The 12,660-nt window shown below is 70.3% G+C and carries 10 protein-coding genes and 1 tRNA gene; 5 read left to right on the top strand and 6 right to left on the bottom strand.

Annotated features, from left to right (window positions below; translation table 11 throughout):
• The first annotated feature begins 5 nt into the window (after nt 1-5).
• The gene (locus EV567_RS12210) at nt 6-767 is read left to right on the top strand and encodes a class E sortase (RefSeq protein WP_407071584.1); all 762 of its coding nucleotides are present in this window, start codon (nt 6-8) and stop codon (nt 765-767) included.
• Nucleotides 768-870: 103 nt separating this feature from the next.
• Here EV567_RS12210 and pknB read toward each other — a convergent pair whose 3' ends face one another.
• From pknB to EV567_RS12175, 6 genes are all read right to left on the bottom strand, one after another.
• A complete protein-coding gene (pknB, locus tag EV567_RS12205; RefSeq protein ID WP_130439093.1) occupies nt 871-2,874 on the bottom strand; it encodes a Stk1 family PASTA domain-containing Ser/Thr kinase in 2,004 nt (667 codons plus the stop codon).
• 169 nt (nt 2,875-3,043) lie between these two features.
• Nucleotides 3,044-4,516: a penicillin-binding protein 2 gene (locus EV567_RS12195; RefSeq protein WP_130439091.1), complete on the bottom strand. Its 1,473-nt coding sequence runs from the start codon at nt 4,514-4,516 to the stop codon at nt 3,044-3,046.
• A complete protein-coding gene (locus tag EV567_RS12190; RefSeq protein ID WP_130439089.1) occupies nt 4,513-5,961 on the bottom strand; it encodes an FtsW/RodA/SpoVE family cell cycle protein in 1,449 nt (482 codons plus the stop codon). Before EV567_RS12190 ends, EV567_RS12195 begins: the two co-directional genes overlap by 4 nt.
• A 27-nt stretch (nt 5,962-5,988) precedes the next feature.
• Entirely contained in the window at nt 5,989-7,506 is a 1,518-nt protein-coding gene (locus EV567_RS12185) for a Stp1/IreP family PP2C-type Ser/Thr phosphatase (RefSeq protein ID WP_165430360.1), read from the bottom strand.
• A 140-nt stretch (nt 7,507-7,646) separates the two neighbouring features.
• The gene (locus EV567_RS12180) at nt 7,647-8,165 is read right to left on the bottom strand and encodes an FHA domain-containing protein (protein ID WP_130439085.1); all 519 of its coding nucleotides are present in this window, start codon (nt 8,163-8,165) and stop codon (nt 7,647-7,649) included.
• Nucleotides 8,166-8,175: 10 nt separating this feature from the next.
• Complete coding sequence (locus EV567_RS12175) at nt 8,176-9,039, bottom strand: DUF3662 and FHA domain-containing protein (RefSeq protein WP_130439083.1); 864 nt, start codon at nt 9,037-9,039, stop codon at nt 8,176-8,178.
• A gap of 488 nt (nt 9,040-9,527) precedes the next feature.
• Here EV567_RS12175 and EV567_RS12170 point away from each other — a divergent pair.
• The 4 genes from EV567_RS12170 to EV567_RS12155 all read left to right on the top strand — a co-directional run bounded on the left by EV567_RS12170 (nt 9,528) and on the right by EV567_RS12155 (nt 12,624).
• Nucleotides 9,528-9,611, top strand: a tRNA-Leu gene (locus EV567_RS12170).
• A gap of 196 nt (nt 9,612-9,807) precedes the next feature.
• Nucleotides 9,808-11,286: a DUF2252 domain-containing protein gene (locus tag EV567_RS12165; protein ID WP_130439081.1), complete on the top strand. Its 1,479-nt coding sequence runs from the start codon at nt 9,808-9,810 to the stop codon at nt 11,284-11,286.
• 99 nt (nt 11,287-11,385) lie between these two features.
• Entirely contained in the window at nt 11,386-12,216 is an 831-nt protein-coding gene (locus EV567_RS12160; RefSeq protein WP_407071583.1) for a hypothetical protein, read from the top strand.
• Nucleotides 12,217-12,294: 78 nt separating this feature from the next.
• Nucleotides 12,295-12,624, top strand: coding sequence for a rhodanese-like domain-containing protein (locus EV567_RS12155; protein ID WP_130439574.1), 330 nt, complete (start codon nt 12,295-12,297; stop codon nt 12,622-12,624).
• Nucleotides 12,625-12,660: the final 36 nt, after the last annotated feature.

Raw genomic sequence — 12,660 nt, 5'->3', positions numbered from 1 at the left:
GGCAGATGAACGTGGCAGCGACCACCGAGGACACCGGGCACGAAGAGCACACCGGCGCGACCGCGTCACCGCGCGCGCCTCGGCGTCGTGGTCGTGGCCGGACCGCCCTGGCGGTCAGCGTCTTCGGCGAACTCCTCATCACGGCCGGGCTGGTGCTCGGCCTTTTCGTCGTCTACTCGCTGTGGTGGACGAACGTCCTCGCCGACCGCAAGGCGGACCGGCAGGGCGACAAGGTCCGCGACACCTGGGCCCGCCCGGACACCGGCCCGGGCGCCCTCGACACCGGTGAGGGCATCGGCTTCCTGCACGTGCCGGCCATGAACAACGGCGAGGTGCTGGTCGAGAAGGGCACCTCCTCGAAGATCCTCAACGACGGGGTGGCCGGCTACTACACCGACCCCGTCAAGGCCGCGCTCCCGATGACCGGCAAGAACGGCAACTTCTCCCTGGCCGCCCACCGCGACGGCCACGGCGCCAAGTTCCACAACATCGACAAGCTCGACGTGGGCGACCCGATCGTCTTCGAGACGCGGGACAACTGGTACGTCTACAAGGTGTACGGCGTGCTCCCCGAGACGTCGAAGTACAACGTCGAGGTCCTCGGCGCGGTCCCCGAGGAGTCGGGGAAGAAGAAGGCCGGCAAGTACATCACCCTGACGACCTGCACGCCGGTCTACACGAGCCGCTACCGGTACGTGGTGTGGGGCGAGCTGGAACGGGTCGAGAAGGTCGACGCGGACCGCACGCCGCCCGCGGAACTGCGCTGACCGGAGGAACTCCGTAGGAAGGCGCCGGGGACGTGACGCAGGGCCCTGCCGGAGGTGATCCGGCAGGGCCCTGCGTCATGTCGCGGCGGACGGCGGACGGCTGCTAGCCGTTGTTGCCGCCGAAGAAGGAGATCCCGCCGTTGTCCCCGTTGCCGTTGTCGCCGTTCCCACCGCCGCCGCCGCCGTTGCCGCCGATGGTGAACAGGTTGACCGCGGTGCCCTTGTTGACGGTGGTTCCCGCGCCGGGGTCGGTGCCGACGACGATCGCGTTGTCGTCGTTGGCCCCGTTGACGTTGCCGACGCTCAGCCCGAGGTCCTCCAGGGCCTTCCTGGCGTCCTTCACCTTCTGGTTCTGCAGGTTGGGCACCTGGACCTGGGTGCTCTTGCCGACCTGGATCTGGACCGTCGATCCCTTGGACAGCTTGGAGTTGGCCTGCGGGTCGGTCTGGATGACCTTGCCGACCTGGTTGGGGTCCTGGGTGTCGACCTCGACGCAGTTGCCGACCAGGTTGTTCTGCTGCATCTGCGACTTGGCGGCGTCACAGGACGCGCCGAGCACGTCGGGAACCGTCGCCTTGTCCTCCGCCTTGGCGATGGTGAGGGTGATCTTGGTGCCCTTCTCCACCTCGGTGCCGAGGTCCGGGTCCTGCCTGAGGACCTTGCCGGGCTCCTCCGTGGAGATCTCTTCCTTGGTCTTGACGTCGAACTGGTACTTGTCGTCTTCCAGCTCCGCCTTGGCCTCGTCCAGGGTCTTGCCGAGGACACTCGGCACGGCCACCTTCGGGGCGCCGGTGGAGACCACCACGTTCACCGTGTCGCCCTTGTTGACGTTCGCGCCGGCCGCGGGGTTCTGCTCGCAGACGCTGCCCTTGGGCTGGTTCTCGCAGGGTTTCTCGGTGGTCGTCAGCTTCAGCTCGACGTTCTTCGCCATCGTCTGGGACTGCGTCAGGGTCTGGCCGACGAAGTTCGGGGTCTTGAACGGCTGGTCCCCGGCGCCGTCGCCGTCGACCACCCACTTGCCGATCAGGACCGCGCCGACCAGCACCAGCGCCGCCGCGACGACCAGCAGGATCGTCGAGGCGTTGGACTTCTTCTGCTGCCGACGCCGGGCGGGACGGTCGTCGTAGCCGAAGCCGCCGTCGTCCGGGTTCATCGGGGGCAGCATCGAGGTGGCGCCGGCGTCCGCGGAGCGCATGGCCGTGGTGGCCTGGTCGTCCGGGTAGCCGCCGTAGCCGACCGAGCCCATCGCCGCCGTCGCCGCGACCGGCTGGCCGTCGAGGCAGGCCTCGATGTCGGCGCGCATCTCGTCGGCGGACTGGTAGCGGTAGTTCGGGTCCTTGACCAGGGCCTTCAGGACGATGGCGTCCATCTCGGCCGTGATCTCGGGATCGAAGACGCTGGGCGCCTGCGGCTCTTCGCGAACGTGCTGGTACGCCACGGCCACCGGGGAGTCGCCCACGAACGGCGGGCGGACCGTCAGCAGCTCGTAGAGCAGACAACCCGTCGAGTACAGGTCCGAGCGGGCGTCGACCTGCTCGCCCTTGGCCTGCTCAGGGGAGAGGTACTGGGCTGTGCCGATCACGGCCGCGGTCTGCGTCATCGTCATGCCGGAGTCGCCCATGGCGCGGGCGATGCCGAAGTCCATCACCTTGACCTGGCCGTTGCGCGTCAGCATGACGTTCGCCGGCTTGATGTCGCGGTGCACGATGCCGCTGCGGTGGGCGTACTCCAGGCCCTGGAGGATGCCGATGGTCATCTCCATGGCGCGCTCCGGCAGCAGCTTGCGGCCGGAGTGGAGCAGCTCACGGAGCGTGGAGCCGTCGACGTACTCCATGACGATGTACGGGATCGACACGTTGTCGATGTAGTCCTCGCCCGTGTCGTAGACCGCCACGATCGCGGGATGGTTGAGCGAGGCGGCCGACTGGGCCTCCCGGCGGAACCGGGCCTGGAAGGAAGGGTCGCGCGCGAGGTCGGCGCGCAGCGTCTTCACCGCCACGGTGCGGCCCAGGCGCGTGTCATGCGCGAGGTATACCTCGGCCATGCCACCACGGCCGAGCACGTGGCTCAGCTCGTACCGGCCGCCGAGGCGACGCGGCTCTTCCATAGCTACCTACCAGCCCTCTCCGTCGGTCCCGACCGGCACACGTGTGCGGTCGAAGGCTGCCGTCCGGGCATACCGTACCCGGACGGCGGTGCGTGACCTGGCCAAGCCCGTCACCCGATACAGGACCGGTATCGCAACGTGCACCGATGCGTAGGCGACGTGATCGGGGTCACTTCTTGCTGTCGATGACCGCCTTCATCACGTCCCTGGCGATCGGACCGGCCAGACCGCCGCCGCTGATGTCGTCACGGTTGGCGGAACCGTCCTCGACGACCACCGCCACCGCGACCGGCGCGCTGCCGTCGGGAAGCTTCGCATAGGAGATGAACCACGCGTACGGCTTCTCGCTGTTGTTGAGGCCGTGCTGGGCCGTGCCGGTCTTGCCGCCGACCTTCACCCCGGGGATCTTCGCCTTGCCGCCGGTGCCCTGCGGGTCGTTGACGACCGTCTCCATCATGTCGCGGAGCTTCTGCGCGGTCTCCGGGGACACGGCCTGGGAGAGCTGCTCGGGCTGGGTCGTCGTGAGGGTGTCCAGGTCCGGCGCCTTGAGCTGGTCGACCATGTACGGCTTCATCAGCTTGCCGTCGTTGGCGACCGCGGAGGCGACCATGGCCATCTGCAGCGGGGTGGCGCGGTTGGAGGCCTGGCCGATGCCGTCCAGGGCGTTCTGCGGCTGGTTGTCCTCGGGGTACACGCTCTGGGCGGCGCGGACCGGGGTGTCCAGCTCCTTGTTGTTGTAGCCGAACTTGGCCGCCTGCTCGATCATCTTCTCGTTGCCGACCTCGTGGGCCATCTTCGCGAAGACGGTGTTGCAGGACACCATGAGCGCGTAGCGCAGGTTGGCGTTCTCGCACTCGCCGTGCTCGTTGGTGAGCGGCGTGGACGTCTGCGGGAGCTTGTAGGGGTCCGGGGCGTCGGTCGGGTCGTCGATGCCCTTGACCACGCCGTTCTCCAGCGCTGCGGCCGCGGTGACCACCTTGAAGGTGGAGCCCGGCGGGTACGTCTCGCGCAGCGCCCGGTTGAGCGTCGGGTCGTCGGGGTTCTTCGACTTCTGGACCGCGGCCCAGGCCTCCGCGTCGGCCTTGGACGTCCCGGCGAACTTCGACGGGTCGTACGACGGCGTGGAGACCAGCGCGAGGATCTTGCCGGTGGACGGCTCGATCGCGGCGACGGCGCCCTTCTTGCTGCCCAGGCCCTCGAAGGCGGCCTTCTGCGCGGCGCCGCTGAGGGTGGTGACGATGCTGCCGCCCGCCTTCTCCTTGCCCGTGAGCATGTCGAGCGTGTTGCGGAAGAAGAGACGGTCGTCGGTGCCGGTCAGGAAGTCGTCCTCGAGCTTCTCCAGCTGGTTGGCGCCGAAAGCCTGCGAGGAGAACCCGGTCACCGGCGCCCACATGGGGCCGTTCGTCCAGGTGCGCTTGTACTTGTAGTCGCCGCTGGTGGTCTCGACCGAGCCGGTGATGGCCTTGCCGTCCACGATGATGTCGCCGCGCGGGGTGGCGTAGCGCTCGATGTTGACCCGGCGGTTCTCGGTGTCGTCGGCGAGGGAGTCGGCCTTGACGTACTGCAGGTAGTTGACGCGGATGAGCAGGGTCAGGACCAGCAGTCCGCAGAAAACCGCGATCCGGCGCAGGGGCTTGTTCATGACGGGCGGACCACCTGGGTCATCTCGGCGTCGGGGTTGGAGGTGGGGGCCGGGGCCGGTCGGCGCGCGGTGTCGCTGATCCTGATCAGGATGCCGATCAGCGCCCAGTTGGCGATGACGGAGGATCCGCCGTACGCCAGGAACGGCATCGTCATACCGGTGAGCGGGATGAGGCCCATGACACCGCCGGCGACGACGAACACCTGGAGGGCGAAGGCGCCGGAGAGGCCGATGGCGAGCAGCTTGCCGAACGGGTCGCGGGCGGCGAGGGCGGTGCGCACGCCGCGTTCCACGATCAGGCCGTACAGCAGCAGCAGCGCCATGACGCCGGCCAGGCCCAGCTCCTCGCCGAAGGTGGCGAGGATGAAGTCGGAGTTGGCGGCGAAGCGGATCAGCTCGGAGTGGCCCTGGCCCCAGCCGGTGCCGAGGGTGCCGCCGGAGCCGAACGCCCACAGCGCCTGCATGGCCTGCTCGGAGTGGACGACACCGTCCTGAACGGCGGCGCGGCTGAGCTCGTACTCGTGCATCGGGTCGAGCCAGGCCTGCACACGGGTCTGGATGTGCGACTCGAAGCTCGCCACGCCGACCGCGCCGACCGCGGACATCAGCAGACCGAAGACGATCCAGCTGGTCCGCTCGGTGGCGACGTACAGCATGATCACGAACATGCCGAAGAAGAGCAGCGAGGTGCCGAGGTCGGTCTCGAAGACCAGGATCAGGATGGAGATCGCCCAGACCACGATGATCGGGCCGAGGTCGCGGCCGCGCGGCAGGTACAGGCCGAGGAAGCGGCGGCTGGCCAGGGCGAGCGCGTCGCGTTTGACCATGAGGTAGCCGGCGAAGAACACCGCGAGGGCGATCTTCGCGAACTCACCGGGCTGGATGGTGAAGCTGCCGATCTGGATCCAGATCTTGGCGCCGTAGACGTTCAGGCCGAGGCCCGGGACCAGCGGGAGCAGCAGCAGGACCAGCGCGACGACCATGGAGATGTAGGTGTAGCGCTGGAGGACCCGGTGGTCCTTGAGGAAGATGATGACGGCGAGGAACAGGGCGATGCCGAGCGCCGTGTACATCAGCTGCCGTGGCGCGGCGCCACCGGCCTGCTTGATCTGCTGGAGCAGTTTCGACTGGTCCAGCCGCCAGATGGCGACCAGCCCGAGCCCGTTCAGCAGGGTCGCCAGGGGCAGCAGCAGCGGGTCGGCGTACGGGGCGAACCTGCGCACCACGAGGTGGGCGACTCCGGCCAGCAGGCCGAGGCCCAGGCCGTAGGCGAGCAGCCCGGACGGGACCTGCTCGTTGATCGCGAGTCCCACGTTGGCGTAGGCGAACACCGGGATGACGACGGCGAACACCAGCAGCGCGAGCTCGGTGTTGCGCCGGCTCGGGGTGCCGATGGAGCCGATCGTGGACGTGTGGTGCGTCGGCGAGTTGGTTGTACTGCTCATGGTGTGACGGGGCCTCTCACGGCTTGCCTACTGCTTACCGCACAGCGAGACGACCTTCTGCTCTTCCTCCGAGAGGCTGGGGCCGGGGCTGGGAGTGGCGGTCGCGGATGCGGACGGGGACGCGGACACCGAAGGGCTCGGTGTCGCCTTGGACGTGAGGGAGGAGGGAGTGGTTCCCTTGGCCTCGCCCGTCTTGGCGCTGCTACGGGCGGCGGGCGAGGCCGCCTGCTTCTTGCACGCGGCGGCCTGGACGGCCAGTTCGTCGATCTTCTTGCTGGCCGTGGACAGGTTGCCCTCGGCGATCGTGGCCTCGACCAGCTTGCGCTGGTACTCGGGGAGGTACTTGAGTTCGATCTCGGGGTGGTCCTTCTCGACCTTCGAGAGCGAGACCCACGCGAGGTCCTGGCTGATGCCCCGGTACAGAGCGACGTGCTCGCCCTTGGCGCCGACGTAGTACTGCGTCTGCGTCCAGCGCCAGCCGCCGTACAGCCCGCCGCCGATGACGGCGAGGGCGAGGCCGCCGTACAGGGATCTCTTCAGCCACCGGCGGCTCTTGCGGGGCTTGACGAAGTCGTCGTCGGTGTAGTCGCCGAAGCCGTCGGTGGGGATGAAGCCGGTGATGTCGTTGCCGGAGCCGGGCGGGCCGAACTCGCCGCCGCCCTGCCCCTGGCCGCGGCTGTGGCGGCCCTGACGGCCGAGGCCGGAGGCGCGGCCGGCCGGGGTCTGCATGATGCCGTTGTCGTGCAGCTGGTTCTGGTTCTCGGCGACCGCGCCGACCACGACCGGGGTGTCCGACAGATGTCCGGCCAAGGTGTCGCCGGTGTCCAGGTCGAGGACGTCGGCCACGATGACGGTGATGTTGTCGGGGCCGCCGCCGCGCAGCGCGAGCTGGATCAGCTCCTGCACGGTCTCCTGCGGTCCCTGGTAGCTGGCGAGGGTGTCCTCGAGCGTCTGGTGGGAGACGACGCCGGACAGGCCGTCGGAGCAGATCAGATAACGGTCGCCGGCCCGGACCTCGCGGATCGACAGGTCGGGCTCGACGTGCTCGCCGCTGCCCAGCGCGCGCATCAGCAGGGAGCGCTGCGGGTGGGTGGTGGCCTCTTCCTCGGTGATCCGGCCCTCGTCGACCAAGCGCTGCACCCAGGTGTGGTCCTGGGTGATCTGGGTCAGCAGACCGTCGCGCAGCAGGTACGCGCGCGAGTCGCCGACGTGCACCAGGCCGAGCCGCTGACCGGTCCACAGCAGGGCGGTCAGCGTCGTGCCCATGCCTTCGAGCTGGGGGTCCTCGTCGACCAGGGAGCGCAGCTGGTCGTTGGCGCGCTGGACGGCCGTGCCGAGCGAGGTGAGGACGTCGGAGCCCGGGACGTCGTCGTCGAGGGCGACGATGGTGGAGATGGCCTCGGAGGAGGCGACCTCGCCGGCGGCGGCGCCGCCCATGCCGTCGGCGATGGCGAGCAGGCGCGGACCGGCGTAACCGGAGTCCTCGTTGCCCTCCCGGATCATCCCCTTGTGCGATCCGGCGGCGAAGCGCAGTGACAGACTCATGCCCACCTCGCCCGTCGGCCCCGGGTACAGCCGGTCGTGTCGAGCCACACTGCCCACCCTCCGGTCGGGAGCTCGCCGGGGCCCGGGGTGCCGGCCGCCGCCGCGTGCTCGCTCCGCTCGCGCTCACTCATGATGTAGCACTACTTCCGCAGCTCGATGACGGTCTTGCCGATACGGATCGGCGCGCCCAGCGGGATCGGTGTGGGAGTCGTCAGCCGCGTCCGGTCGAGGTACGTGCCGTTGGTGGAGCCGAGGTCCTCGACGATCCACTGGCCGTCGCGGTCCGGGTAGATCCTGGCATGGCGGCTGGAGGCGTAGTCGTCGTCCAGCACGATGGTGCTGTCGTGGGCGCGCCCCAGCGTGATGGTCTGGCCCTGGAGCGCGACGGTCGTGCCGGTGAGGGTGCCCTCGGACACGACGAGCTTTGTCGGGGCGTTACGGCCCCGGCGGCCGCCGGAGGCGGGCTGCTGGCGCTGCTGCGGGGGCGCCTGGCGCTGGGCGGCCTGCTGCTGCGGGCGTGCGGCCTCCCGGCGCGAGCCGCGCTGGGTGACACGCGTACCGAACAGGTCGCTGCGGATGACCTGCACGGCCACGATCACGAACAGCCACAGTACGGCCAGGAAACCCAGCCGCATGACCGTGAGGGTCAGCTCTGACATTGCCCCCGCTTCACCCTTCGGCTTGCCGGTAAATGATGGTGGTGCTGCCCACGACGATCCGCGAGCCGTCGCGGAGCGTAGCGCGGGTGGTGTGCTGCCCGTCCACCACGATGCCGTTGGTGGATCCGAGATCCTGGATCGTCGAGGGCGTTCCGGTCCGGATCTCGCAGTGCCGGCGGGAGACGCCGGGGTCGTCGATCCGCACGTCGGCCTCGGTGCTGCGGCCCAGCACGAGCGTCGAGCCGGAGATCTGGTGGCGGGTGCCGTTGATCTCGATCCAGTGGCGGGTGCGCGAGCCGGGCGCCGGGGCGCCGGCCGGGCCGCCGCCGGACCGCTGGCCGCCCGCGGCGGGCGGGTAGCCGTAGCCGCCGGGACGGCCGCCGGGCGGCGGTGAGGACGGCATGGGGGGAGCGGCGGAAGCGCCTGCGGGCGGATAGCCGTAGCCGCCGGGGCGCTGCCGGCCGGCGGCGGGCGCGCTCTCGGGCGCCTGCTGGCTGCTGGAGGAGGCGAGCGTACGGCTGCGCACCCGGTACAGGCCGGTGTCGAGGTCGTCCGCCTTCTCCAGGTTGACCTTGATCGGCCCCATGAAGGTGTAGCGCTGCTGCTTGGCGTAGTCGCGCACCATGCCTGCGAGTTCGTCGCCGAGCTGACCGGAGTAGGGGCTGAGCCGCTCGAAGTCCGGCGTGCTCAGCTCCACGATGAAGTCGTTGGGTACGACGGTGCGGTCGCGGTTCCAGATCGTCGCGTTGTTGTCGCACTCCCGCTGGAGCGCTCCCGCGATCTCCACGGGCTGGACCTCGGACTTGAACACCTTGGCGAAGGTGCCGTTGACCAGACCCTCGAGGCGCTGCTCGAACTTCTTCAGGACTCCCATGGGGCACCTCCTCCGTCGCTGGTACTGCTGTCCCGCGCCCTGCTGCTTACCTGGTACTGCTTACTGATCGTATCCACGCGCCGGTGAATCGGCTGGTTCCCCCTGTCGGCCCCGCCGACAGGTGTCGACGGGGGCCTCGGCACCCGCCTCGGCGTCGGTGGCGCCTCGGCTTCCGCTTCGGCTCCTCGCCTCGGCTTCCGCGTCCGCTTTCGCGTCGGCTTCCGCCCAGGATCGTAGAGGCGGCTGAGGACCAGTGTCCCGCACCCGGCTGTGGACCTCGCCCTTCTCCTGGGGAGACGGTCGCCATAGGTACGAGGTTGATACGTGAACCGGTCGTCGCCGAGACGTAGGGAGGGTGCCGCGCGCTTTCCTGCGGTGTCCCCTGCCCGGGAACAAGGGATGTGAACGCACCCTTCCCACCGTGCTAATGTTCTGCATGTCGGAAGGCGGCGGGCCGAAAAGCCCACAAGCCCGAGGACACACCCAATGCGCGGGTGGCGGAATAGGCAGACGCGCTGGATTCAGGTTCCAGTGCCCGCAAGGGCGTGGGGGTTCAACTCCCCCCTCGCGCACAGCTGGAAGCCCCGCAGGTCTCGGACCTGCGGGGCTTTCGCATGTCCGGGACCGGCCGGAAGGCGTGAGGTATCTCACGGGTGAGCGTCGTCAGCGCGTTCGCGAAGTTGTCCACAGGGTCTGACGGGTTTCGGCCAGCGGCTGTACGGTCGGCACGAGTTGATGTTCGGTGCGGGTGCGGGGGAGGCGGTCGTGATGACCGAGGCCGGGGTCGGCGCTGCCGCGGGTGCGGCTGCGGGCGCGGGAGTTGTGGGCGGGGGCGGTGCGGGCGCGGCGGGTTCCGTCGGCGGTGGCCGGCTTCCCCGGGTGCGCGGGTTCGCGCAGTGGCCCTCTGCCGGGTCGCCCAAGGCCGAGGGCAAGGCACTTCGGGAGCGGGTGGCGCGCGCCGCGCACGCGGGACTGGACGCCGACTCCTCCCGGCCGAGCGCGGTGGAGGCGGTCGAGGAGTCCAGCCGGGGCCGTCTGCCCGAGCTGACGCCTATAAGGGTGGGCAGGATGGCGGCCACGCCCTTCGCGTTCCTGCGCGGCTCGGCCGGCCTCATGGCCCACGACCTCGCCCGTACCCCCATGACCGGCGTCCGCGCCCAGATCTGCGGTGACGCCCACGCGGCCAACTTCGGCCTGTACGGCGACGCCCGCGGCGATCTCGTCATCGACCTGAACGACTTCGACGAGACGGTTCAGGGCCCCTGGGAGTGGGACCTCAAGCGGCTCGCTGCCTCCCTGGTGCTCGCGGGCCGGGAGGCCGGCGCCGACGAGGACACCTGCCGCAAGGCCGCCCATGACGCCGCGGGCGCCTACCGCCGCACGATGCGTCTGCTGGCCAAGCTGCCCGCGCTGGACGCGTGGAACGCCATCGCCGACGAGGAGTTGGTCTCCCACGCCGACGCCCATGACCTGCTGGGCACCCTGGAGCGGGTGTCCGAGAAGGCGCGGGCCAACACCAGCGGGCGGTTCGCGGCGAAGTCGACCGAGCCGACCGCGGAAGGCGGGTACCGCTTCGTCGACGCCCCGCCGGTGCTGCGGCGCGTGCCGGACCGTGAGGCGGCCGCGGTGGCGGCCTCCCTGGAGGCGTATCTGACCACCGTGCCGGAGGACCGCCATCCGCTGCTGGCCCGGCACGCGGTGCACGACGTCGCCTTCCGCATCGTCGGCACGGGCAGCGTGGGCACGCGGTCCTACGTCGTGCTGCTGCTGGACCACCGCGGCGAGCCGCTGGTCCTCCAGGTGAAGGAGGCGCGGGCCTCCGCCCTGGTCCCGCATCTGCTGACCGCCGGCTTCGACGTGCCGGACGTCGACCACGAGGGGCGCCGGGTGGTCCTCGGCCAGAAGCGCATGCAGGTCGTCAGCGACGTTCTGCTGGGCTGGACGACGGTCGAGGGGCGGCCGTTCCAGGTGCGCCAGTTCCGCAACCGCAAGGGCAGCGTCGATCCCGCCGCCCTCTCGGCGGACCAGGTCGACGACTACGGCCGGATGACGGGCGCGCTCCTGGCCCGCGCCCACTCCCACAGCGCCGACCCGCGCCTGCTCGCCGGCTACTGCGGCAAGAACGAGGAACTCGACGAGGCCATCGCGACGTTCGCCGTCGCCTACGCCGACCGCACGGAAGCCGATCACGCGGACCTGGTGCGGGCGATCAGGGAGGGACGGATCGCGGCGGAGACCGGGGTGTGAGGCGGAGGGGAGCGGCCTTCGCCGGCGTGGAGGCGTCGGGGCGCCCGGGAGGCGTCGGGGTGTCCCGCAGGCGCCGGTGCGGGTGGGCCTGGGCTTTCCGTGGGGGGCTCCCGCTTGGCCTACGCTGGTCTGGTGACGACCCCCGAAGCTGAGCAGGCGCGGCCCGAGGAGCGGCTGGAGCAGGCCGTGCGGGCCGCTGAGCAGGCGTTGATCGAGTTCGAGATCGCGGTGGAGACCTTCCGCGTCGAGGTCGAGAACTTCTCGCGGCTCCACCACCAAAGACTCGGTCCCATGTACGCCAGGCTCGACGAGCTGGAGGCGCAGATAGCCGAGGCGAGGGCGGAACGCAGCGGCGATCCCGAGGACCGGCGCAAGGCGGCCGAGGCGAGGGCCCGGGTGCTGCCGATGCCCGGCGTCGAGGAGCTGTTCCACGGCTGGATGGACGGACAGGGGCTGTTCGACGAGGCCGCCGCGATGCTCACGGACCAGTCGGTGCGGCCCCCGGAGCGGGTGCGCCCCAGCGACGAGGCCCGCAAGCTCTACCGTGAGCTGGCCCGCAAGGCGCACCCCGACCTGGCGCAGGAGGACGCGGAGCGGGCGCGGCGCGAGGAGTTCATCACCCGCGTCAACGCCGCCTACGCCCGCGGTGACGAGAGCCTGCTGCGTGAGCTGGCCGCGGAGTGGGCGGCCGGGCCGGTGCCGCCGGAGCGGCGTCCGAGCCCGAGCGAGGAGCTGTACGCCCGCCTCGAATGGCTCGCGGAGCGCAAGGAGATGCTGGCGTTGGTCGCGCGCGAGCTGGAGGACAGCGCGATCGGCTCGATGCTGCGTCTGGCCCCGGAGGACCCCGACCGCCTGCTCGACGAGATCGCCGACCAGCTGCTGGCCGAGGTCGAGAAGAGGGAGGCCGAGCTGGCGGGGCTCGCCGGGTAGCGCCGTGCGGTGGAGCCAGGCGGGGCTGCTCGCCTGGCGGCGTCCGGTAGCGTCGGGGCCATGAGTTTCGGAGCTGGTGTGCCCACGGTCGAGGTCGGCGACGTCAAGGACGGCGACTTCCTGCTGGACGTCCGTGAGGACGACGAGTGGAAGGCGGGCCACGCCGAGGGGGCGCTGCACATCCCCATCAGCGAGTTCGTCGCCCGGTACGGCGAGCTGACCGAGGCGGCTCCCCAGGACGGGCGGGTCCATGTGATCTGCCGCTCCGGTGGCCGGTCGGCCCAGGTCACCATGTACCTCGTGCAGCAGGGCATCGACGCCGTGAACGTCGACGGCGGCATGCAGCACTGGGCCGCCGCCGGTCGCCCGGTCGTCACCGACGAGGACCAACCGGGCTTCGTCCTCTGACGGGAGCCGTTCTTCCCGTCGTCTTCACCGTCACCG

Origin of the sequence: Streptomyces sp. BK239 (assembly GCF_004217285.1) — a bacterium.
In the GTDB taxonomy this organism is placed as follows: Bacteria; Actinomycetota; Actinomycetes; order Streptomycetales; family Streptomycetaceae; genus Streptomyces.
The sequence above is the reverse complement of the archived record's forward strand: the minus strand, read 5'-3'. Positions and strand labels throughout refer to the sequence as shown.